At 44.1% G+C, this 23642-nt stretch carries 22 protein-coding genes, 7 pseudogenes and 1 riboswitch; of the genes and pseudogenes, 25 read left to right on the forward strand and 4 right to left on the reverse strand.

Features of this window, described 5'->3' with window-relative positions:
- Positions 1-160: 160 nt before the first annotated feature.
- Positions 161-457, forward strand: a complete 297-nt coding sequence (locus RDV78_06875; GenBank protein ID MDS1030212.1) for a DUF2325 domain-containing protein — start codon at positions 161-163, stop codon at positions 455-457.
- A 196-nt stretch (positions 458-653) separates the two neighbouring features.
- A pseudogene (locus RDV78_06880) lies at positions 654-740 on the forward strand ([FeFe] hydrogenase H-cluster radical SAM maturase HydE).
- 170 nt (positions 741-910) lie between these two features.
- Here the strand turns inward: RDV78_06880 and RDV78_06885 are convergent.
- Positions 911-1492, reverse strand: coding sequence for a hydrolase (locus RDV78_06885; protein ID MDS1030213.1), 582 nt, complete (start codon positions 1490-1492; stop codon positions 911-913).
- Between the two features lie 262 nt (positions 1493-1754).
- On the opposite strand from RDV78_06885, the pseudogene RDV78_06890 reads away from it, so the two are divergent.
- The 10 genes and pseudogenes from RDV78_06890 (at position 1755) to RDV78_06935 (ending at position 7551) form a co-directional block, all read left to right on the forward strand.
- A pseudogene (locus RDV78_06890) lies at positions 1755-1949 on the forward strand (nitrogen fixation protein NifB).
- Between the two features lie 139 nt (positions 1950-2088).
- Positions 2089-2436, forward strand: a complete 348-nt coding sequence (locus RDV78_06895) for a NifB/NifX family molybdenum-iron cluster-binding protein (protein ID MDS1030214.1) — start codon at positions 2089-2091, stop codon at positions 2434-2436.
- 90 nt (positions 2437-2526) lie between these two features.
- A complete protein-coding gene (locus RDV78_06900) occupies positions 2527-2724 on the forward strand; it encodes a hypothetical protein (protein ID MDS1030215.1) in 198 nt (65 codons plus the stop codon).
- Between the two features lie 316 nt (positions 2725-3040).
- Positions 3041-3202, forward strand: a complete 162-nt coding sequence (locus RDV78_06905) for a YezD family protein (GenBank protein ID MDS1030216.1) — start codon at positions 3041-3043, stop codon at positions 3200-3202.
- A gap of 216 nt (positions 3203-3418) precedes the next feature.
- Positions 3419-3868, forward strand: a complete 450-nt coding sequence (locus RDV78_06910; GenBank protein ID MDS1030217.1) for an Rrf2 family transcriptional regulator — start codon at positions 3419-3421, stop codon at positions 3866-3868.
- Between the two features lie 271 nt (positions 3869-4139).
- Positions 4140-5195, forward strand: coding sequence for an ABC transporter substrate-binding protein (locus tag RDV78_06915; protein ID MDS1030218.1), 1056 nt, complete (start codon positions 4140-4142; stop codon positions 5193-5195).
- Between the two features lie 46 nt (positions 5196-5241).
- Positions 5242-6045, forward strand: a complete 804-nt coding sequence (locus RDV78_06920) for an ABC transporter ATP-binding protein (protein ID MDS1030219.1) — start codon at positions 5242-5244, stop codon at positions 6043-6045.
- 12 nt (positions 6046-6057) lie between these two features.
- Positions 6058-6978 (forward strand): ABC transporter permease subunit, encoded by a 921-nt coding sequence (locus tag RDV78_06925; GenBank protein ID MDS1030220.1) that lies wholly within the window; start codon positions 6058-6060, stop codon positions 6976-6978.
- A 109-nt stretch (positions 6979-7087) separates the two neighbouring features.
- Positions 7088-7204, forward strand: a pseudogene (locus RDV78_06930) (oxidoreductase).
- 18 nt (positions 7205-7222) lie between these two features.
- A pseudogene (locus RDV78_06935) lies at positions 7223-7551 on the forward strand (pyridoxal-phosphate dependent enzyme).
- Between the two features lies 1 nt (position 7552).
- On the opposite strand, the pseudogene RDV78_06940 reads toward RDV78_06935, so the two are convergent.
- The 3 genes and pseudogenes from RDV78_06940 to RDV78_06950 form a co-directional block, all read right to left on the reverse strand.
- Positions 7553-7723 (reverse strand): annotated as a pseudogene (locus RDV78_06940) (PLP-dependent transferase).
- 67 nt (positions 7724-7790) lie between these two features.
- Complete coding sequence (locus RDV78_06945) at positions 7791-8936, reverse strand: PLP-dependent aspartate aminotransferase family protein (GenBank protein ID MDS1030221.1); 1146 nt, start codon at positions 8934-8936, stop codon at positions 7791-7793.
- A gap of 261 nt (positions 8937-9197) precedes the next feature.
- Positions 9198-9335: pseudogene (locus RDV78_06950) on the reverse strand (transposase).
- A 120-nt stretch (positions 9336-9455) separates the two neighbouring features.
- Positions 9456-9559, reverse strand: a riboswitch (SAM riboswitch).
- Between the two features lie 185 nt (positions 9560-9744).
- On the opposite strand from RDV78_06950, the pseudogene RDV78_06955 reads away from it, so the two are divergent.
- From RDV78_06955 to RDV78_07015, 13 genes and pseudogenes are all read left to right on the forward strand, one after another.
- A pseudogene (locus RDV78_06955) lies at positions 9745-10372 on the forward strand (IS607 family transposase).
- The gene (locus RDV78_06960; protein MDS1030222.1) at positions 10342-11508 is read left to right on the forward strand and encodes a transposase; all 1167 of its coding nucleotides are present in this window, start codon (positions 10342-10344) and stop codon (positions 11506-11508) included. The pseudogene RDV78_06955 and the gene RDV78_06960 overlap by 31 nt, the downstream one beginning before the upstream one ends.
- Before the next feature lie 712 nt (positions 11509-12220).
- Positions 12221-13528, forward strand: a complete 1308-nt coding sequence (locus RDV78_06965; protein MDS1030223.1) for an O-acetylhomoserine aminocarboxypropyltransferase/cysteine synthase family protein — start codon at positions 12221-12223, stop codon at positions 13526-13528.
- A 34-nt stretch (positions 13529-13562) separates the two neighbouring features.
- Positions 13563-14594, forward strand: a complete 1032-nt coding sequence (locus RDV78_06970; GenBank protein ID MDS1030224.1) for an ABC transporter substrate-binding protein — start codon at positions 13563-13565, stop codon at positions 14592-14594.
- 133 nt (positions 14595-14727) lie between these two features.
- Positions 14728-15714 (forward strand): ABC transporter permease, encoded by a 987-nt coding sequence (locus RDV78_06975; protein MDS1030225.1) that lies wholly within the window; start codon positions 14728-14730, stop codon positions 15712-15714.
- 23 nt (positions 15715-15737) lie between these two features.
- On the forward strand, positions 15738-16502 hold the full coding sequence (locus tag RDV78_06980) for an ABC transporter ATP-binding protein (GenBank protein ID MDS1030226.1): 765 nt from the start codon (positions 15738-15740) through the stop codon (positions 16500-16502).
- A gap of 31 nt (positions 16503-16533) precedes the next feature.
- The gene (locus tag RDV78_06985; GenBank protein ID MDS1030227.1) at positions 16534-18015 is read left to right on the forward strand and encodes a nitrogenase component 1; all 1482 of its coding nucleotides are present in this window, start codon (positions 16534-16536) and stop codon (positions 18013-18015) included.
- Positions 17999-19318 carry a nitrogenase component 1 gene (locus tag RDV78_06990; GenBank protein ID MDS1030228.1) on the forward strand — a complete coding sequence of 440 codons (1320 nt, stop codon included), beginning with the start codon at positions 17999-18001 and terminating at the stop codon, positions 19316-19318. Before RDV78_06985 ends, RDV78_06990 begins: the two co-directional genes overlap by 17 nt.
- A gap of 96 nt (positions 19319-19414) precedes the next feature.
- Entirely contained in the window at positions 19415-19771 is a 357-nt protein-coding gene (locus tag RDV78_06995) for a NifB/NifX family molybdenum-iron cluster-binding protein (protein MDS1030229.1), read from the forward strand.
- A 72-nt stretch (positions 19772-19843) separates the two neighbouring features.
- Entirely contained in the window at positions 19844-21040 is a 1197-nt protein-coding gene (locus tag RDV78_07000; GenBank protein ID MDS1030230.1) for a PLP-dependent aspartate aminotransferase family protein, read from the forward strand.
- 40 nt (positions 21041-21080) lie between these two features.
- Positions 21081-22373, forward strand: a complete 1293-nt coding sequence (locus RDV78_07005) for a pyridoxal-phosphate dependent enzyme (GenBank protein MDS1030231.1) — start codon at positions 21081-21083, stop codon at positions 22371-22373.
- A 186-nt stretch (positions 22374-22559) separates the two neighbouring features.
- Entirely contained in the window at positions 22560-22952 is a 393-nt protein-coding gene (locus RDV78_07010) for a DUF4418 family protein (protein MDS1030232.1), read from the forward strand.
- The gene (locus RDV78_07015; protein ID MDS1030233.1) at positions 22933-23160 is read left to right on the forward strand and encodes a hypothetical protein; all 228 of its coding nucleotides are present in this window, start codon (positions 22933-22935) and stop codon (positions 23158-23160) included. The genes RDV78_07010 and RDV78_07015 overlap by 20 nt, the downstream gene beginning before the upstream one ends.
- Positions 23161-23642 lie beyond the last annotated feature (482 nt).

Consider the following 23642-nt stretch of genomic DNA (forward strand, 5'->3'; position numbering starts at 1 on the left):
TGGGGAAGACGGTAAACTTCCTGTGAGGGCCTGTTCGTTGAATGGGCTCTTTTTTATTGACAAAGAGTAATAAGGAAGGTAAAATTTAAAAATATAGATAAACTATAGGAATACTAAAGATTGAAACGGAAATATCTGAAAATAAAGGAGTATGTTATTAATGCGTATTGTACTAATCGGAGGCCATGATAGGATGCACCAGGAGTATAAAAGGATCTGTGCCAGGCAAGGACATTGCGTAAAAGTATATACACAGAAACCGGTTGGCTTTGAGAAAGTGATTGGTCACCCTGACGGGATCGTGTTATTTACCAGTACAGTATCTCATCAAATGGTGAATGTGGCTGTAAAAGTTGCTAAAAATAAAAATATACCCCTCATCAGAAGTCATTCCAGCAGTGGAACCTCACTGGGGGAAGTGCTCAAACAGTTTGGAGAACGTTTAACGTGTGCTTAATAAGGTTTGACTTTTTTGCAAGGAGGAAATCATATGCCTATTAAAATACCGGATTTTCTGCCCCAAGGCTGTTCTAGAAAGCGAAAATATATTCGTTATGGGTGAGGATAGGGCGCTTCACTAGGATATTCGTTCGCTGAAGATTGCCTTATTGAACCTTATGCCGACCAAAATTGTCACGGAAACGCAATACCTCTACCGTCTGACGGAAGAGGAAATTATTGCTTGCTGTCAGGTAGGATATGCGCTCGGCTACCGGACTTTTGTACTCCAGAGCGGGAAGATTACTGTTACACCAAATCCGTACTCGAAAGTACCGCTGGCCGGATCCAGAGCTACCTGTCCGGAAGTAAACAGCAAAGAATTCAAAGCAACTGTGAATAGGGGCCAACTGCCTCGGGGGCGTTTTCAGTATAGACAATAATCTTTTCACTCATGATAGTTCCTCCTTACTTATAGCTCTCCCTTTAAACCTATTTCATCCGCCACTTTTTGCATTCCATGGATGGTTTCTCCGATAATAAAGTCTAAGTCTAATCCCAACAGCTCGCAGCCCTTCTTGATAACTTCGCGGTTTACCCCCACCGCAAAACCTTTTTGTTTCCACTTCTTTTTTACCGATTTGACTTCAAGATCCAAGATGCTCCTGCTGGGCCGGAGAATAGCAGTAGCTGCAATCAGGCCGGTTAATTCATCAATAGCGTACAATACTTTTTCCATTTTGTGCTGAGGTTCTACATCCACAGTTAAATTCCAGCCATGGCTTTGCACCGCATGAATATATTCTTCCGGCCAACGGTTATCGGCAAGAATTTCCCGAACTTTTATACAGTGCTGATCGGGGTATAACTCATAGTCCAAATCATGGATTAAGCCGATAATGCCCCATTTTTCCTTAGCTGGTTCATTAAAAAGGTTGGCAAAATGCAGCATGACTGCCTCAACCGCCAAAGCATGTTTTATTAAACTTTCGCTTTGAGTGTATCTTGTTAAAAGACTATAGGCATCGGATCGGGTTGGTATAATATTTTCCATGGGATCACTTCTTTCATAAAATACATAAATTCTATGAACATTATAAATATTAGTTGCGTATATGTCAATTTGGGATATAAGCCGTTGGCTATGGAATGGCGGGACCAATGCGTGTTGCTGGGCAATTTATGAACTTGCTGAGGATTAAAATCAGTTTTTAAAAAATTTAAGAACCCAGGGTTTAGATATTGACAAGAGACAGGTTTTCGATTTAAAATCATATAAAATCTATAAATTTACTAGAGATTAGTTGACCGGAAAGATGGATCTGGGGAACTGCGCTCAAAGGAAGAATTACAATCAATTTGACCATCTGGTGAAAAAACACCCTTGTTACAGCGGGGAGGCCCATGTAAAGTACGGCGGAATTCATTTACCGGTAAGTCCGGCATGCAATATCCAATGCAAATTCTGCCAAAGAAGCTTCAATAAATGGGCAAAAAGACCGGGGGTAACTGGTTCGCCTTTAACATTGCCAGCAATGCCGGGCGGATGCTTGTGGAATACCGGGTGCCGGAGTGGACCTGGCTGGACAGCTTTACGCGCAGCCGTTATACACGTTTTCTTATGGATGATTCTGAGGAGGTTGTGAGACTATGTCTTATAAAATTGCGGTAGCAAGCAGTGATGGGAAGTTCATTAACGAGCACTTCGGGAGAAGCAAACAATTCTTAATTTTTGAAGTAGCTGAAAATAACGAGTATCGTTTCCTTGAACTTCGCCACAATACTCCTCCCTGCAACTCCGGAGAGCATGGCGAAGATCAAATGGAAAAAACCATTAATTTGCTTTCGGATTGCAGTATTGTCTTGGTAAGCCAGATAGGCCCCGGCGCCGAACGAAAACTGCAGGCCAAAGGGATGCGGTCCTATAGTGTTCCCGATTTTATAGAGGATGCCCTAACGAAATTAATTCAATCTGAGAGCAAAAAAGCTGGGAGGTAAAGGCAAAAAAGCGTCAAAACTACGATTGACAGATATTATCAACTTAATTATGATTAAATCCTGAATACGTCCCGTTGACAGGGAGGATATATGAAACTGTTGCTTATTACGGCTTCTTCTGATGAAATTAGACAAATTAGAAAAACAAGAATAATAAACTTTCAACAGGTTACAATACCGTATTTAGCTGCCCTGACCCCACCAAATTGGGAAGTCGGGCATATAGATGAAGGTCAGGAAAAAATCGAATTGATAGAATTAATTCCTATGGAATATCTGTCCAAGTAGGGATTATCTTCGGGTTTGACCAAGATGATAAAAGCATATTCGGAAAAACGATTACTTTCCTTGAAGATGCTGGAGTTCAAAACGCTACCTTCAATATGCTTGTTCTCCCCTCCAAAATGAGCCTGGCACTTGCCAGGTATTTTTTCGTTAAAAAGCCTACACATTCAAATTCAGAGTCCTTGTAAGCAAAAAGGAGAAGCTTCTTTGGATAATTAAAGTAAAGAAAAACTATTGACAAAAGTGCTAATTCTTATTTTTATGGTATAAATACTACTAAAACTAAAGACTTTGTGTGGATAAAAAGGGAGGGGAAATCATGATAGAAAAAGTGAATGATACCAATGAACCCTTACCGGTTAAAGACTTACATACCATACTGAAAATAATCAAAGAAATTCGTCATGGGTCAGTAAACTTAATTATTCAAGACGAATTTGTTATTCAAATTGACAAGCATGAAAAGATCAGGCTAAAATAGCAAAATCAGGCTGAATCGAATCAGGGTCAGCCTATTAATCTTTAGAAATTATCCGGCGAAAATCGTTGGATAGTTTTTTGGTTAGTTGACTATTGATTAAAGTTATAGTATATTTTACTAAACCTATTGAAATAGGGGATATTAAAAATTGTTTTTTTGTCTGTGTTAAAATATAACGATAAATACGGATTAATTCAGTGTGAAAGAAGGGGTATTATGAAATTATCCACGAAAGGGAGATATGGTCTAAGAGCGATTCTGGATGTGGCTCTTAATCAGCATGAGGGCCCTGTTACCATTAACAGCATTTCCAAACGTCAGGATTTGTCTGAACGTTATCTGGAGCAACTGCTTATCACCCTGAAGCAAAACGGCCTGATCAAAAGTATCCGAGGTTTCCAAGGAGGATATATCTTAGGTAAAGAACCCCAAAATATTACGGCTGGTGATGTGATCAGAGCTTTGGAAGGTCCCATTGCTCTGGCTGATTGTGTAAGTGGAGATAAGCCGGGGTTCTGTTCCAGGGCTGACTTTTGTGTGACCAAAATAGTTTGGGAAGATTTGAAAAACGCAATGATTAAGGTACTGGATTCCTATACTTTGGCTGATCTCATGGATGAACATCAAAAAATGAGCAGCAATTCCTACGATTATTATTATATTTAAAAAAATACCGAATCAAGAGGTAGACACAATTACTTGGTTCGGTATTTTTGTTTTGCACTTGGTACCTTGGTTTATGGGTTAAAAACTCTTGACAAAGGGGTTAATTTCGTTTATCCTTTGCATAAAGACTACTAAAACCATAGATATTATAATAGATGATTTTATCTGACCGGAAAACCGGAGGTTAAACTTCTGAAAGGAATGTTGGGCCTCCGGTTTTATTATAAAGACCGGTTCCATAGAAAAACATATAAATGAGGAGGAAAGTAGGTTGAAAAAAAGTTTTACGGTGTTGCTGACATTGCTGCTTGTGCTAACGGTTCTTGTCAGCGGATGCGGAGCCAACAAGACTCCCGCCCAAAATGCTGAAGCTCCCAAAGAGCTCAAAAAATTCAATGTAGGCTATCTACCCTCTACCGGGCATATCCTCTATTTTATCGCCCAGGAAAAGGGCTATTTCAAGGAAGAGGGACTCGATGTGGAACTCTTCCAGTTTACCAATTCCGGCGAAGGGCTCAATGCCATTGTAGCGGGGAAACTGGATGCCGGTTCTTTCGGTACGGCACCGCCTTTAACTTTTATTTCCAAAGGGACCGACCTGACTATCTTCGGCGGGCAAATGACGGAAGGGCATGCCATCATCGCCAAGCCGGAAAATGCGGCTCAATTTAAGGATCTGACAAATTTCAAAGGAAAAACTGTAGCAACGGTAAGGCTTTCCACGGGCGACATTGTTTTCCGGGGCGGTTTTACCCAGGCCGGAATCGATTGGCAAAAAGACATTACCATCCAGGAACTGGAATCGCCGGCTGCCGTGCTGGAAGCGGTAAAGAAAGGCAGCGCAGATGCGGGAATTGTCTGGACACCTTACAGGCAACTGGCCTTGCAGCAGGGCCTTGCTATCGTGAAGTATAGCGGAGAAGTGGCGCCCAACCATCCCTGCTGCCGCCAAGTGGCTCTGACGGAAAAAATTCAAGCCAATCCTGAGGACTATGAAAAGTTTTCAGCCGCTTTGATCAAGGCTTACAGGTTCTACCAGACCAGCCATGGGGAGTCTCTGGATATCCTGGCTAAATACGTCAATGTTGACAAAGACGTTCTCGAAGCAGAAACTTACGGCGGGCATATCAGCAGCAATCCCGACCCCAACAAAAAAGAGGGAGAAGACTTCTGGAATTTCATGAAGCAAATCGGCTACATTACCTCCGATGAAAACATCGATAACCATATTAATACGGCTATTTACAAAAATGCTCTGGAATCTGTGCTCAAGCGTTATCCCAATGATGAGACCTATAAGAAACTGAAAGCGGACTTCAAGGAATAAAGGAGGTGGGAGAGCCTACCCCTGGGGAGTAGGCTCTCCGTCAACATTGACAAAAATCAAACTGAAAAATGTAACTTTTCGGTACAAAGATCAAAATGGAGAATATACAGCCCTCAGGGATATCAACCTTGCTGTAGAGGAAGGTGAGTTTTTGAGTGTTATCGGCCCCAGCGGCTGCGGAAAAAGTACGCTGATCAGCCTTTTTGCCGGTCTGTATTTTCCGGCCGAAGGAAGCATTATTTTAGACGGCCGGAAAATAAACGGAACCGGAAGCGAGCGGGGGGTGGTCTTCCAGCACTACTCGCTCTTCCCGTGGATGACCGCCAAAAAAAACTTGATTTTTGGCCTCAAACAGGTGAAGAAAGACAGCAGCCGCAGGGAAATTGAGCGTATCGCCGACAACTATCTGGAACTGGTGGGGCTGGGAAGCTTTAAAAACCAATATCCCTTCCAGCTTTCCGGGGGCATGCAGCAGCGGGTAGCCATTGCCAGGGCCCTGGCCATGGAACCGAATATTTTGTTGATGGATGAACCATTTGGCGCTGTGGATGCCAAAAACCGCATGGCTCTGCAGGAATTATTGTTAAGGCTGTGGGAAAGCGGGGAAAAAAAGAAAACAGTGGTTTTTGTCACGCATGATATCGATGAAGCCATTCTGCTGGCCGACAGGATTATTATCATGTCCTCAGATCCCGGCAAGATCAAAAAAGAGATTGTGGTGCCCTTTACACGTCCCCGGGACAGAAGCCAATTGTTCAGATCTCCGGCTTATTCGGATTTGAGAAATAGATTGGTAAATTTGTTTTATGATGACTTGCTGGAGAAAATGGAAGAGGAAATCGTCTTTTGAGGGAGGTATGGCATGAAAACAATCAATAAAAAAATAATCAATGCGGTCAATATATTTTTTCTGCTGTTGGTTTTGAGTGAACTGATCCCTGCCAAAGCAATGCCTGCCGAGAGCAACTATTTGCTTGGTCTGGCTGTCATCATTGAAATCATTTATATCGCCAATCTCATCCGGAATAAAAACAAAGAAAAAGTTCAGGCCTGCGGAGATGTTGCCGCTCTGATCCTGGCTTTTCTCTGGCTGTGGGAATTGGGCACGGCCAAGTTGGGCATTCTCGATAAATTCCTCTATCCTGCTCCCGGAGTCGTCTTAAAGCTTTTCATCCAGGAGTTTCCCTTTTTACTCAAAGGACTGCTTAATTCCATACAATTGCTGGCGGGGGGGTATCTTCTGGCTCTCCTGGTTGCTGTTCCGCTGGCGCTGGTCATTGGCTGGAGAAGAAGGTTATACCAGGCTGCCAAGCCCCTGACCAAAGTTCTGGGTCCCATTCCTCCCATTGTGTATATACCCTATGCCATCGCCATATTGCCGACATTCAAGGCTTCTTCTATTTTTGTGATTTTTATTGGAGCTTTTTGGCCGGTTTTTATCAATACCCTGAATGGGGTCTTTAATATTGAAAAGAGGATTATTGATGCAGCGAGGGTGTTAAACGTGGGGGAAAGGGAAATGCTGTTCAAGGTAATTTTGCCCGGCGCCCTGCCCTCCATGCTCAGCGGTGCGACCATCGGACTGGTGTTTTCCTTTATTTTGCTGACGTCAGCGGAAATGATCGGGGCGACATCGGGGATCGGCTGGTATGTCAAGTATTTTTCGGATTTTGCCGATTATCCCCGCGTGGTTGTCGGAATCCTTTTTATGGGACTAGTGGTCACAGTTATCACCTATTTCTTTGATCAAGCAGAAAGATTTCTTTTACGGTGGAGAAGATAATTATTTATAACGTAGGGAACGAGATGCCAAAAAGCAAAGATGTCCTGCACGAAGAACTTTCGGAAGCTGTCGTGGAGATGGATGAAGAAAAAACGGTACGTGTCCTCAACTGAGCGTGAGTTTTCCGGCGGCCAACGGGACGGTACTGGACCGGGGCTATACCGGATACCGCGGGGGATTGCGGCTGATCGAGGATTTATTAAGCGCAATTATGGCCGGCAGATGAATAATTGAAAATGAAACAGTGAAACCAAATTTTGATTCGCCTGTATTGTCCGGAGGAAATCCCGGTCCGCACAAAATACAGGGGATTGGCGCCGGTTTTGTGCCCGGCGTCTTCAACAGATCGGGAGTGGATGAGATTTACAAAGTGAAAAATGAGGAGGCCTTTGACACAGCCCCCAGGCTTGCGCAGACCGAGGGACTGCTGGTGGGCATCTCATCAGGGGCTGCAGCTTTTGCTGCTGCGCAGATTGCCAAAAGACCGAAGAATAAGGAGAAAAAACGATTGTAGCGATTTTGCCCGATACGGGCGAGCGTTACCTTTCCACACCGCTTTTCCAGGAATTATAAATTAAAAATCAACTGCAGCTAAAAAATCTTTTATTAAGTCCTCCGGGTCTTCCAGTCCGACAGACAGCCGCAAGAGATTATCGCAGATCCCCAGTTCTTCTCTGACGGCGGAAGGCATCGCAGCATGGGACATGGTCCCCGGGTGGGTCAGAATACTTTCCACAGCGATGATATGGTCTCCGGGAGCGAAGAGGAATAAATATCTTCCTCAAAACTTTTAGGAAGTATATCTTGTTTGGTTACTCACATTCAAAAGCCTGGCTAAGGTCGTCAATCAAGTCCAGAACATTTTCGATGCCGACGGAGATTCGCAGGAGACGCTTATCAACCCCTAACTGTTCCCTGATGTTTTCAGGGATGTCGGCATGGGTCTGGACAAACGGATAAGTAATTAAACTCTCAACACCTCCGAGACTTTCGGCAAAGGAAATAATCTTAACGTTTTTCAGGATGGTTGGAACATAAGATTTGTCTTTTACGGTAAAAGAAACGATCGCCCCAAATCCGGAAGCCTGACTACGATGGGTGGTATGTCCGGGATGATTTGGCAATCCGGGGTAATATACCTTTTCAACCAGCGGATGTTTCTCCAGCCAATGGGCTATTTGCAGAGCATTCTGCTGCTGGCGATCCAAACGAAGGCCCAGTGTTTTAAGTCCCCTGACCAGCAGCCAGGAATCCTGGGGCCCCAGGATGGTGCCCAGGGCGTTTTGTAGAAAGCCTACCCGCTCTGCTAATTTTTCCTCTTTTACGGCGACAAGCCCGGCCACGACATCATTGTGTCCTCCAATATATTTGGTTGCGCTGTGGAGCACTATATCGGCACCGAGTTCCAATGGCCTTTGGTAATAGGGTGTCAGAAAGGTGTTATCAAAGATGGTAATAATATTGTGAAGTTTCGCCAGGTTGCAAATGCTTCGAATGTCGGCCACTTTCATTAAGGGATTGGTCGGTGTTTCACAAAAAATAGCCTTGGTGTCAGGAGTGATGGAATTTTTAATAAGTTCTGTCTGGCTGGTGTCCACATAGGAGACGGAGATGCCGAATTCTCTGAAAATTTTATTCAAGAGACGATAAGTCCCTCCGTATGGATCTTCCGTCATGATGAGATGGTCGCCGTGTTTAAAAAGGGATAAAACCGTTGTGATGGCTGCCATTCCGGAAGAAAAGGCAAACCCCCTGCATCCTTTTTCCAGCTGGGCAATACAGTCTTCTAAGACCGCCCGGGTGGGATTTCCCGATCTGGAATAATCGAATCCGGTGCTTTTGCCAAGTTCAGGGTGGGCAAAAGCAGCCGAATAGTAAACCGGAAAACTGATGGCCCCCGTGGAATCAAGCCTATTGCCGATTTGAGCGAGTTGGGTCATGATGTTTCTGTTTTTCATCTTGATATTCCTCCTATCTCAATTTGTGAAATATATCAACGGATTGCTCCGTCAATCGCAGTATTTCTTAGAATTGTAGTATTTTACATGATTTTGGCCATTACTATCCAAAAACTCACCCTATCATAACTCGCTGGGTCTATGCCCTTACATTCCTTCGTGCTGTTTCATGTTTCTTGCTTTACTTCTTTTGGTGCATCGATATCTTTTGCAATTTTACCCCGGTATTTCTACGATATTGCAGCATGGGCACTTGCACAGCACCCTGAGTTCAGCAAATATATCCTGCGGCATATATACCTCGTAGTACCTGCCGTCACGTACAAGCTTCGCTATAGTGAGAGCATCTTTCTTGTCGCTCTTGGTCTGGCTGTTATCATCTAGTTCTTTGGCCCTTCTCGAAAAGCTGGCTTCCGTAAAGCCTTGGCGAAAGCCTGACTGCCCTGGCTTTATTCGGAAAGCAGCTATGCTTTCCGCAATATGAATAAAGCCTCTTCCCAGAAAAAGAAGAGGCGAATTCTCTCATCTCCAGGATAAAAATATCCTTCAGGAATTAGCACCGTACCTTTTTGGTCGGTTGCCGGGTATCATAGGGCCAGTCCCTCCACCGCTCTTGATAAGATAGTAAACCTATAAAATTAGTAATCTTTTATAAGAGTATATTGAATTATCTGGTCTTCGTCAAGCTTTATTTTTATATGTATATGATTTGCATCCAGATGCGCAAGAAATGGTTAAAAATACAAAGGAGGAATAAATAATTCCCTAACATGTTGACAAATATAGACAAATATACTACAATATGTATATGAACAAATATAAGCCAAACGAATTTGCAGATATGTTACATGTATCAGTGAAAACATTACAAAGGTGGGATAAAGAAGGCATATTAAAAGCTTATCGTACTCCTAAAGGAAGGAGATATTATACACATCAACAATATGTTGAGTATATGGGGCAATCTTTAAAAGAAGAAAATAAAGGTAAGGTAATAATATATGCCAGAGTATCCACCACAAATCAAAAAGATGATTTAAAAAATCAAGTAGAATTCCTGCAAACATATGCTAATGCTAAAGGTTGGATAGTAGATGAAATCTTTGAAGATATTGGTTCCGGATTAAATTACAATCGTAAGAAGTGGAATAAACTTCTTGAAGATTGTATGTTAGGACTAATATCTAAAATAATTGTTTCTCACAAAGATAGATTTGTGAGATTTGGTTTTGAGTGGTTTGAAAGATTTTTAAAATCTAATGGGGTTGAGTTAGTAGTTGTCAATAATGAAAAAATGTCCCCCGCAAGAAGAAATGATACAAGATTTAATTTCAATAATACATGTATTTTCATGTCGTATCTATGGACTTAGAAAATATAAAAAGAAAATTAAAGAGGATGATGAATTGTTGTGCGAGCTTACAAAACAGAAATAAACCCATCCTCAAAACAAAAACAATTGATACACAAAACTATAGGTGTTTGTAGATTTATTAATAATTTTTATATAGCACGTAACAAAGAAGTCTATAAAAAAGAAAAACATTTTGTTTTAGGAATGGAGTTTTCAAAATGGCTAAATAACGAGTTTATACCAAATAATCAAGAGTACAAATGGATTAAAGAAGTTAGCAGTAAGGCAGTTAAACAGTCTATCATGAATGGAGAAAAGGCTTTTAAAAGGTTTTTTAATGGGCAAAGTAAATTCCCTAGATTCAAAAAGAAAAGAAATCAAGATATAAAAGCATATTTCCCTAAAAATAATAAAACTGATTGGACTGTAGAAAGACATAGAATCAAGATACCAACTTTTGGTTTTGTGAGATTAAAAGAAAAAGGTTATATCCCTATTAACGCAAAAGTAATAAGCGGAACAGTTTCATACAAAGCAGGAAGGTATTACGTTTCAGTTTTAGTTAAAGAAGAAAACCAAGTTAATAATCATTTAGCATATACAAGTGGTATCGGTATAGATCTTGGATTAAAAGAATTCGCAGTAATTAGTAATGGCGTTATTAAATCAAACATCAATAAAACAACTAAAGTAAAGAAACTTGAAAAGAAACTTAAACGTGAGCAGAGACGTTTAAGCAGAAAATATGAAAATAAAAAGAAAAGAGGTGAAAAGTCTGCTACTAGGTTTGCAAATATAGATAGACAGATATTAAAAATCCAGAAACTTCATCAAAGGCTTAATAATATTCAAATAGATTATATCAATAAAATAGTTAGTGAACTGGTGAAAACCAAGCCAGAATTCATAACTATTGAAGATTTGAATATTAAAGGCATGATGAAGAATAGACATTTATCAAAAGCAGTTGCTCAACAAAATTTCTATAGTTTTAGAACTAAACTTCAAAACAAATGTAAACAGTTAAAGATTGAATTAAGGGTAGTGTCAAGATTTTATCCTTCAAGTAAATTATGTTCTTATTGTGGTAATGTTAAAAAAGACTTAAAGTTATCTAACAGAGTTTACAGTTGTAAAGAGTGTGGTTATGAAAACGATAGGGATTTAAATGCAGCAATCAATTTGAGAAATGCTAAAGAATATACTATAGCTTGTTAATTGCTTTTGTATATATGTACCGATGGCCAGTTGGGAATTTACGGCTGTGGAGTGTTAATAAAACTGTAGTAGGATTCATCCGAGGCAGAACACGTTGAACCAGCAATTTTCTGGATATGGATAAAATGTCTATGTTTATCTATATTTCTAGTGGCAGGCATCCAGGTCCATTCAAAAACAAAAATGGATTGGAATTGCCTTTTTCTTTGATGAAAAAACTTTCTGCAGGAAGTCGGGACATCATCATTGGGTCGTTATTCGGAAAAAATACGATTTTTATCCTATTGACAACAAAAGATATCTTTGGTATTATCGTTTAAACACTACAAAAACCATAGACATTATATACATTGATTTATTTTCCCCATTGAAGGACCGAACGTAAAATATTTACTTAAGTTGTAAAAAAAATGAGATTGAACAGAAATCAGTTGACCGAAAAACCGGAGGCTGAGCCCAGAAAGGGCTCAGCCTTTAATAATATAAAAATAAAGAGGGAGAGGTGATAACAGATGATCAGGAGCAAAGGCACCTAAAGATAATGTTCAATGAACAGGGTGTGGGTTATCTGGAGATCTTCAAAATAGTTATAAGCAATCTAAGGGCTGGTTGCTTATAACTTGCCCCATGTTAAAGCTATGAAGTATCAATACAAATAATAGCTGAAGTATGAATTGACGCGAAATACATGTAAAAAGAAAGAAGGTTTGTTATGGCTGAAAACAATTACGGGTTTGATACCTTAAAAATCAGAGCGGGTTATGATTCCAAAGAACATAATTATGCAGTGGCAGTTCCCATTTACCAAACGGTTTCGTATGATCTCGGCAATACGGAAAGAGCGGAAAGGTTGTTGGGTCTTGATGAGCTGGGCTACGTTTATACCAGGATCGGCAATCCGACCGTGAGTGTTTTGGAACAGCGGGTAGCAGCTTTGGACAGGGGAAAAGGGGCGGTTGCGCTGGCTTCAGGGATGGCGGCAGTATCGTATACGCTGCTCAATCTGGCGGAGGGAGGCGGAAGAATTCTCACAACCCCCAGGCTGTACGGGGGAACTTTTGATGAACTAAAGAATTTATTCCCCAAATACGGGGTCAATATTGATTTTGTAGAAGATTCCGAGGATCCAGAGGCTTACCGGAAAGCCATCCGTCCGGATACCAAAGCGATTTTAATAGAATCCATCAGCAACCCGAATGCAACCCTGCTGGATATCGAAGCAATTGCTCAAATAGCGCATGAACATGATATTCCCCTGGTTGTTGATAATACCTTCGCAACCCCATATCTTCTCAATCCGTTTCAGTACGGCGCCGATATCATCATTTATTCTGCTACCAAAGCGCTGGGCGGACATGGGACCACCTTGGCAGGATTAATCGTAGAAAGCGGAAAATTCAACTGGGACAACGGCAAATTCCCTCAATTCCAGGAACCAGGGTATACGCTCAGGGAACGGAAAAGCGGACGGGAACGGACTATTTTAGAGGTATTCCCGGATAATCCGTTTACAAACAGGATCCGTCTGCTCTACCTTGCTTATTTCGGAGCGGCTTTAAGTCCGTTCGATGCTTTCCTGATTCTGCAAGGACTGGAAACCCTTTCGGAAAGAGTGGCAAAACAAGTGGCTAATACCGAAAAGATTATTAAATATTTGGAAAATCATGACAGGGTGAGCTGGGTGAGCCATCCTTCCGCCCAAAACAGCAAATATAAAGAACTGGCAGCCAGATATTTTCCCAAGGGGGCCGGTTCGGTCTTTACTTTCGGGTTTAAAGGGAGCCAGGAAGAGAGCGAAAAGTTCATCAATTCAGTGAAACTTTGGAATTACCATGCCAACGTCGGGGATGCCCGGTCCTTGATTATTAATTCTCCCAAAACCACGCATGGAGAATTAAATCCGCAGGAACAGGTTTTAGCAGGGATTCTTCCGGAAACAATCCGTCTTTCCGTCGGGTTGGAGGATGCGGCTGATCTGATTGCGGATCTGGATCAGGCTTTCAGCAAAGTATTTGAATAGGAAAAAAGAGTAAATAGGGTAGGAGAGGAAAGAAATGAAAAGATTTCATCAAGCCTTAGCTGTTTCCTTAGTGCTTGTCCTTATTTTCGCGCTAGCAGGCTGCTCGAGAGGTGCCAAACCGGCTGACAATAGCAATGCCCAGAGTACGGATACTGCCAAACAATATAAATACGGCAAACTGAAAATTCAGGCCCTGGGTGGCGCGGTCTGCGGAGCACCTGCTTATGTGGCCTATGAAAAGGGCTTTTTTGCGGAAGAAGGTTTCGATGTGGAACTGGTCAGCGGGACAATGGAAACAAATAAAACCGGACTGGCGACCGGCGAATTCACAGTGACGAATGGAGATTTTGTCTGGTTTACGTCAATTCAGCAAGGACTGGACTTAAGGGTTATCGGCGGACTGCATAAAGGCTGCATCCGCTTGGTTGTTCCTCCGGGATCCAGTATTAAGACGGCAGCCGATCTGAAAGGCAAAACCATCGGCGTGGATGAGATCGGCGGCGTTCCCATGGCGGTGGCGAGCGTGGTAGCCGCCAATGCGGGACTCGATCCGCAGAAAGATGTGAAGTGGCTGGCTTATCCCCTGGATCAATTGGAAGAATCGATTAAAAAGGGTGAAGTGGATGCCTTCGCGGCTTGGGATCCCTTTGGCAAGCTTGCTGAAGTGAACAGTAATTATACGGTGCTCTCCAGTATTTCCGAAGATCCGATCTTTAAGGGCAGGAGTTGCTGCTTCCTATATGCTTCAGGCAAAGAAGTGGATGCCAATCCGGAAAAAGTGAGGGCGATAGCCAGGGCCTATCAGAAGGCAACGGAGTGGATAGCCGCTCATCCGGAAGAAACGGCCAAACTGGAAATTGAAAAGAAATATGTAGCTGCCGATAATGCAGAGCTCGTTACCCAATTGATTAAAGACTATGATTTTAAGTACACAACGGCGCAAGCTAAAGATGATGTCAATTACTTTGTGAAGCAATTCAGCAAGACCGGGTTCCTGAAAAAAGATACCGATCCTGTTGCTTTTACCCAAAAAGTGTATTATGACGTTTTTGGTTCTTCCAAGTAAAACAATTCAGGGCCGGTTTTAACAAATTCCTGCCGAAGGCAGCAGCTGGTCGGGGGTTAAGCCTTGATTTGCTGCTGATTCCCGGCAGGGGCTCACTTTGTCAGGTATTCAGGTAGCGGAAAGGAAGTGTACAGTGAGCAAGCTTCAAGATCAAAAATCAATTCGTTTTCCTCAAGGGACAGTTAGAGAGTATTCCTGGAACATTTTACAGATTGTCTTATTTGCCGGTGCACTGCTGGTCAACTTGGTTATACCGTCAAAGCATATGGTCGATTTGTTTCCTTACCGTGTCGTCCTGGGGATATTCCTTCTTATTTTCCTTGTTCAAATCATTGTTTCTTTTTCTAATAATAACGTGAAAAGAAAAATTCAATACAGCGCCCAGTTTTATTGCGCTCTCGGTGTTGCTTTTATCCTTTGGGACCTGCTGACTGAAAAATTCAATTTGCTCCCCTTGCCTTTTTTCCCAAGCCTGGCGCAAATTATTCAGGTGATGGTGGAAGATGCTGCGACGCTGCTGCTGAGTACGGGGTACTCTATCAGGCTCCTGGTGATCGGTTTTGTTATTGGCTTATTGCTCGGCCTCATCACGGGAGTATTGATGGGATGGTACAAAAAATGGCATTACTGGCTTTTCCCGGGAATTAAGATTATTGGGGTGATTCCGGCAACTGCCTGGATACCCATTGTAATGATTATTTTTCCCTCAAGCTTCTATGCCAGCATTGCGCTGATTGTAATCAGCGTCTGGTTTCCTGTAGCGTTTATGACCAGCACCGGGATCGCCAATATTCCCAACAGTTACTTCGAAGCGGCCAAAACGCTGGGAGCCGGTGAAAAATTCCTTATTTTTAAAGTAGGGATCCCGGGGGCCATGCCTTCCATCATCACCGGGGTTTATATGGCCACGGCCTTGGCGTTTACCACGCTGGTCGTTTCCGAAATGATTGGGGCTAAGGCCGGTCTGGGCTGGTATATCAACTGGGCCAAAGGCTGGTCCAATTATGCCAAAGTATACGCTTCCATCATCATTATGGCTGTTGTTTTCTCTTTGTTGATGGCTCTGTTCTTTAAAATAAGGGACCGGCTTTTAATCTGGCAGAAGGGGTTGTTGAAATGAACGATGCAACCAGGGGCTACATTATGATCAAGAATGTGGACAGAGTTTACGTGGATGCCCACGGGAATGAAATTGAGGCTTTGAAAGATGTCAATTTGGATATCCGCCCCGGACAATTTATCTCCTTTATCGGTCCTTCCGGGTGTGGCAAAACAACCTTGCTGCGGCTGATTGCCGGGCTGGATGAGCCCCAAAACGGCCAAATTTATTTGGACGGCGAGTTGGTGAAAGGGACCCATTATGAACGGGGTCTGGTCTTTCAGCAAGCCAACCTGTTTCCGTGGATGACGATTGAAGAAAATATTGCCTGCGGACCGAAAGCCCGGGGAATTTATAGGTATTCAACAGAGGAGATCAGGGAATTTATCGAGCTTGTAGGTTTAAAAGGATTTGAAGAATCTTATCCCCATCAGGTTTCAGGCGGAATGGCGCAAAGAGCTTCCCTGGCCAGGGCTTTGATTAATCACCCGAGAGTATTGCTGCTTGATGAACCGTTGGGTGCTTTGGATGCTTTTACCAGGATGAATCTTCAGGATGAATTATTAAGATTGTGGCTCGAAAGAAACACCACGATGATTCTGGTGACCCATGATGTTGATGAAGCGGTGTACTTGAGTGATCAGATCGTGGTTATGACGCCCAGGCCCGGAAAAATTGTTCAAATTGTGAATGTGGAGATTGGCAGACCAAGAGATCGCAGCGATGCCGACTTTATTCAGATCCGGTCCAAGATTCTTAAAATTCTCCAATTTGCAGGCGAGAAAAAGTCACCGGAATACTATTTATAAAGATTTTTGTGTAGAGTAGAGGAGGGATTTGATGAGTGACATTAATTTAAAAGCAGCGGAAGTCACGATCCGGGAAATACGCCTTGGCTCGATTACCGGTTTTGAAGGAACAGCGGCACAACTGGTTCAGTGTGCCCAAGCCGGAAACTTAAGAGACAACTCGCGCTCTTTCAGCCAATGCATGGGCTGCAGTTCAGGGAATGCGTTTTGCCAGCTGGCTATGATTCAGGATGCGGCCGTCATCAATCATGCCCCTGTGGGTTGTGCCGGGGATTTCTTCGGCTTTAATTTCACATACCGGGTGGAACAAATGAAACGCAACCTGCCGCCGGTGATCGGCCGCTATTTCAATACCAATATTGAAGAGAAGGATACGATTTACGGTGCGGCTGAAAAATTGGAACAGACTATCCGGGCTGTCTACCAACGGGTGAAACCCAACGCTATTTTCGTCACGACTTCCTGTGCTTCCGGCATTATCGGGGATGATGTGGAGAGTGTGACTGATCTATTAACGGAAGAACTGGGGATTCCGGTGGTGGCCTGTTTCTGTGAGGGGTTTAAGTCTAAAATCTGGACGACCGGATTTGATTCGGCCTATCATTCCATTGTCCGGAGGATTGTAAAGCCGCCCCGGAAAAAGACAAACAAAGTCAATATTATTAACTTCTGGGGAAGCGATATTTTTGACGGGTTGCTGAAGCAATTAGGCTATGAGGCTAATTATATCGTCCCGTTTTCTACCATTGCCCAGTTGGAACGAATTTCCGAGGCGGCGGCCACCATTCAAGTCTGCCCGACGCTGGGAAGTTATCTCGGAGCAGCGCTGGAACAGGTCTACGGTGTTCCGGAAATCAAAGCTCCGCCGGCTTACGGGATAGCAGCGACCGATGCCTGGCTGAGAGAATTGGGCAAAGTCCTGGACAAGGAAAGCGAAGCAGAAGAAATTATCCGTACGGAAAAAGCCGGAATCCTGCCCAAACTGGAAGAGTACCGGAGCAAACTGAAAGGCAAGACTTGCTATGTGACGGCCGGAGCCGCCCACGGCCATGCCTTGATTGCACTGCTGAGGGAACTGGGTTTGGAGGTACAGGGGGCTGCTATCTTCCACCATGACCCCCTCTATGACAACGGCGATCCCCAGTCGGATATGCTGGCCCATGCCGTGCGGACTTACGGGGATATTCCCAACTATAACGTCTGCAATAAACAGGCCTATGAACTGGTCAATATCTTGAACAGGGTCCGGCCGGATATTATGATTGCCCGCCACGGGGGCATGACGCTTTGGGGAGCTAAGCTGGGCATTCCTACGCTGCTAATTGGGGATGAGCATTTCGGGTTTGGCTACCAGGGAATTTTGAAATATGCGGAAAGGATTTTGGAAACTATGGACAACAAAGAATTTGTGACAAACCTGGCTAAACACAGCACCATGCCTTATACCAAATGGTGGCTCGAACAGAACCCCTATGCTTTTTTGGGAGGAAATGCCCATGTCCAACTTTATTGAACAGCCCAGGTACTCCTGCGCCTTAGGGGCCCAACAAACGGTTATCGCGATAAAAAGGGCGGTCCCGGTGGTGCATTCCGGGCCTGGCTGCAGCGTCAAAATCTGCAGTCTGATTGGCCAGGGGGAAGGGTATGCGGGGGGCAGCACCATTCCCTGCACCAATTGCAGCGAGAGCGAAATTGTTTTCGGCGGGGTGGATAAACTGCGTGGGGTAATTGACGGCGCTTTCAAGGTCATCGATGCCGATTTATATGTGGTGCTCACCGGCTGCACGTCCGATATTGTCGGGGATGACATCGGTCAGCTCACCCGGGAATATCAGGAACAGGGGAAAGCAATTGTTTATGCCGAGACCGGAGGGTTTAAAAGCAATAACTATGTCAGCCATGATGTCGTCGTGAAGGCAATCATCGACCAGTATGTGGATAAATTTGCCCAACGGAAAGAAGAGAAAATAGCGGGACTTGTCAATGTTTTTGCGACCATTCCTTATCAGGACCATTATTGGAACGGCAATCTCTACGAAATAAAAAGAATTTTGGAAGGCATCGGGCTTAAAGTCAATATTTTATTCGGGAACGAGTCGCAAGGTGTCCAGGAATGGCTGACCATTCCCCGGGCCGAGTTTAATATTTTGATTTCCGCCTGGCCGGGACTGGAAATCGTTCAGCATCTTCAGGAAAAGTACGGAACTCCGTTCTTTCATTTCCCTTATCTGCCGATCGGCGGCGTGGAGACATCCAGGTTTCTTAGGGAGATAGCGGCTTTTGGCAGGCTAGACCCGGCCAAAGTGGAATCCTTTATAGCAGCTGAAGAAGAAAAGTTCTATTCCTATCTGGAACGAACTGCTGATTTCATGTTGGAATTCCGTTACGGTTTGCCCAGGTCTTTCTATACTATTCTTGATGCAACTTATGCCATCGGGTTTGCTAAATACCTGTTAAATGAGCTTGGCATCCTGCCGGCAAAACAGTATATTGTCGATGATACCCCGGAAAAATACCGGGATAATATCCGGGAACAGTTCCGGCATATATCCGAGCTGCGCTCCGCAGACGTAACATTTGCAATCGACGGTGGTCAAATCCAGGAAGAAATCCGACGGGACGCACCGAAAAACCGGTCACTTATCCTCGGCAGCGGATGGGAAAGAGACCTGGCCAATGATATCAAGGGCGATTTGCTGCCGGTCAGTGTTCCGGTGACTTACCGCCTCATTCTAAACTGCGGTTATGCCGGCTACAACGGCGGTTTAAGAGTAATAGAAGATATCTATGACCGGGTGCTCCACACCTACCGGTAATGGCGGAAGAAAATTTGCGGAGCGGAAGTCGGGATGGGTATTAGCTTCCTGATAAAATCAGACAGAATCAGATAGAAAAGTAAAGGAGGAAAAAATATGCCGCACCGGATTGCCCTGGCCAGCTCAAACGGAAAAGTGATTGATCAGCATTTTGCTCAGGCGCGCAATTTTCAGATCGTCGATCTTTTTGAAGACCGCTATCTCCTGGTGGAAACAAGAAACATTCAGCCTGTTCCCGGCGGGAAAGGGCACAGTACCGGTGTTTGGGAAAACATCGCCGGGCTTTTGGCTGATTGTGAAGGGGTTTTTGTCAGCCGGATCGGCTATGGGGCAGCTGCCTATCTAAATTCTATTGGCTTAAGGGTCTTTGAAGCCCCATATCCGCTGGAAAGTGTCCTGAAAAAGCTGCTTGCGGGTAAAATTCTGGAAACGGAGAAAGAGTCAAATGAATAAAGAGTCAATGGAAGAAGGATTAAAAGTAAAACAAGATAAAAAAAGCAGTTAATCATAAGGAGCGTTTAACGTATGACAATCAAAAAAGAGCAAAAACCACAAAGGCCACAGAAGGAGCGCATCGAAACCCGCTTGATCCACGGAGGGATTGATGGGGATCCCAGGACAGGGGCTGTCAGCGTTCCCATTTACCAGACCTCAACGTACAGGCAAAAAGCTTTTGGGCAGTCCCCGGAATATGAATACTCGCGCACCGGCAATCCGACCAGGGAAGCCTTGGAGAAGCTTATTGCCGAACTGGAAGGGGGGACGCACGGGTTTGCCTTTGCTTCAGGTATGGCAGCGCTCACCGCTGTTCTGCTGTTGTTTCAAAGTGGAGAAAAAATTGTCATCTCCAACAATGTCTATGGCGGAACCTTTCGCATTTTAGATAAAGTGTTGAAACAATTCGGGCTGAGCTACGAGATAGTCGATACGACGGACCTAGATCTTTTGGAAAAAGCTTTTGCTGATAAGGCGGCGGCCGTTTTGCTGGAGAGTCCGGCCAATCCCCTTTTAACCGTCACCGATATTGCCGGAGTGGCGGCCCTAGCCAAAGCGCGGGGAGTGCTGACCATCGTGGACAATACCTTTATGACCCCTTATTTGCAAAGACCTTTGGGGTTGGGAGCGGACATAGTGGTCCATAGCGCCACCAAATATCTGGGTGGGCACAGCGATCTGGTGGCAGGTTTAGCGGTGGTGAACAGTGCGGAACTCGCGGAAAGACTTCACTTTATCCAGAACGCCACGGGCGGCATCCTGGAACCATTCGATTCCTGGCTGTTGATCCGGGGAATCAAAACATTGGGGGTCAGAATGGATCGGCATTTGGAAAATGCCCGGTATCTCGCAGAATTTCTCCGTGGTCAGCCGGGAATTAAAAAAGTATTCTATCCAGGATTTCCGGACAGCAGCGGGTATGCTATTCAGCAGAAACAGGCGTCAGGTCCGGGTGCAATCATCTCTTTTCTTCTTTCCGAGGAATATGAACTTTCCAGATTTTTTGAAAACCTGGATTTGATCATTTTTGGAGAAAGCTTGGGAGGGGTGGAGTCCCTAATCTGCCACCCTGCTAGTATGACCCATGCAGCGATTCCGGCCGAAATACGCCGGCAGGTTGGAATCGAAGACAATCTGGTCCGGTTATCGGTAGGGCTGGAGAACAAAGAGGACCTCACCGATGATTTGACCAAAGCATTAACAGCAGCGAGAAAAAATAGGCGCTAAAAGCTTGCGCCAGTTAAGTTTTCTATAAAGGGTGAAGGAAATGGTATCAGCAAAAAAAACGATTGATCTGATCGGCAATACCCCTTTAGTGGAAGTGACGTGCTTTGATGTCGGTGTTTGCCGCTTGTTTCTCAAGCTGGAATCCCAGAACCCCGGGGGCTCGATTAAGGATCGCATCGGTCTGGCCATGGTTGAGCAGGCTGAAAAAGATGGCAAGATTCAGCCCGGAGATACGTTAATCGAAGCCACAGCAGGCAATACCGGACTGGGACTGGCCCTGGCGGCGATTACCAAAGGTTATAAGCTTATTCTAGTAATTCCGGACAAAATGAGCATTGAAAAAATTAATCATTTAAAAGCGATGGGGGTAGAAATTGTTATCACCCGGTCCGATGTAGAAAAAGGGCATCCGGAATATTATCAGGACTATGCCCGGCGGTTGTCCCAGAAAATCCCGCATTCCTTCTATGTCAACCAATTTGACAATCCGGCAAATCCGCTGGCCCATGAAAGGACAACGGCTCCGGAAATCTGGGGACAAACAGGACATGAGGTGGATGCGATTGTTGTCGGGGTCGGTTCGGCCGGGACATTGAAAGGACTAACCAATTATTTTCAAAAAGTGAAACCGGACTTGGAAATAATTCTGGCTGATCCCCGGGGTTCGGTACTGGCTGACTATGTGAACCAGGATCAGATTCCTCGAGCTGGCAGTTGGTTGGTGGAAGGAATTGGCGAAGATTTTGTACCTCCGCAATTTGATTGCTCTTTGATCAAAAGAGCCTACACAGTCAGTGATTTAGAAAGCTTCGAGGCGGTTAGAACCTTATTGCGGCGGGAAGGGATCCTGGCCGGTTCTTCCACCGGAACGATGTTGAGCGCAGCGGTTCAATATGCCAAGGAGCAAAATGAACCGAAAAACATTGTGACCTTTGTTTGTGACAGCGGCAATAAATATCTTACCAAAATGTTTAATGATTTTTGGATGATCGATCAGGGTTTTATTCCCAAAAAAGATCAGGGGAACCTTGAGGCTTTGGTAACAAGGAAATATTCCGAAAGAAGCGTTATCAGTGTAAACCCCGAAGATACGCTGTTGAATGCCCACTCCAAAATGCGGCTCTATGATATTTCCCAAATACCCGTACTTCAGGACAATAAAGTTGTTGGTATTATTGATGAATGGGATATTTTAACCGCCGTGGAAAACGATGAACAGAATTTCAAAAAAACCATCGGGAATTATATGGCTAAAAATGTGGTGTCCGTATCTCTTGATGACGACTTAGGCAAAGTTGCGGAAATCTTAAAAAAAGATACTTGGTTATTGTGAAAAAGGAAGAGCAATTTTACGGCCTGATTACCAAAATGGATTACCTCAATTATTTGCACCGCAAGCTGAAATAAAAATAGAGGAAAGAAGGAGATAATTATTTCAGAACTAAAAAATTTAAAAAGTACCAAACAGAACAAAATTTTTAAGGGGCTGGGGGTTGCTGCTTTTGTTATTTTTTTATTCATATTTTTCTTACCGAGCATTGTTCCCGTTTGCCAGATGCAGATTCAAACCGCTTCCGGAGAGTCTGTGCCTATGCGCTGCTTTTATGCCTTTCTGGCTGTCAAGGCGATTGCTCTGTTGGGGGCGGCTGAATCGGTAATCCTGTTTTTGGTCCGGGAAAAACAGGCCAGAATTTTCGGTGGAGCTGCAATCATATTGTCCGCACTGGTCATACTTGCTATCCCCCAGTCCTGGGTGATCGGTATTTGCGGCCCTGCGGATTTCCCTTGCCATGGAACGTATTTCTGGACCGTGATTGCCGGTATTGTTCTCATTGTTTTAGGGGCTTTTACTCTTTGGTTTAGTTCCAGAAAGTTAAAACGTGGAGTTTCTGATGATCAGGCTGATAGTTAGATCCTTGCTTCACCGCAAAGCCCAAAGTCTGGCAACGATTTTAGCAGTATCCGTGGGTATCGCCCTGCTGCTTTTTGTAGCAGTTTTGAGGCAGGGATTGTTTCAAGGGCTGGAAGAGCAGGCCGGAAAGTTATTAAAGGAATTTGGACTTGGGGAGAAACTTTACCATAAGCCCCAGGAACTGAGTTTGGCCAAATCCGCAGAGTAGCGGCGGCCCGGGCTTTACTGCTCGAACCTTCCCTTATCCTGGCCGACGAACCCACTAATGACCTAGACCCGTTGCTCGCAGCCGAGTTGACAGATATTTTGCTGGCTTACAAGGAACGGGGAAGCGCTGTTACATGTTAGACTGGCCGAAGTAAACACTAAGCAAACCTGGCCTACACTGCGTTCAGAACTAGAAGATTTGCATTTAATAGAATACGAATCAATTGATGGCAAGATGTTACAAAGAACTGAATTAACCGATGCTCAAAAAAGAATTCTTTCATTGCTTCAACTTCCCGAACCCCAGAAAATATGGGATATTTCCCTTCGGAGGGGGCAAAAACCGCAGACACACTCCAAATTATCCACAGGTGCTCTAGTCCTTATGCAGCAAGGGTTTGAGGTACTTCTTGTGCCTACATACTGTCGAAGCCGAGAATAAGCAGCTGTATAATACAAAAAAATACTAACAAAAAAATATTA

The organism is Bacillota bacterium LX-D (genome assembly GCA_031628995.1).
In the GTDB taxonomy this organism is placed as follows: Bacteria; Bacillota; DUOV01; order DUOV01; family Zhaonellaceae; genus JAVLUO01.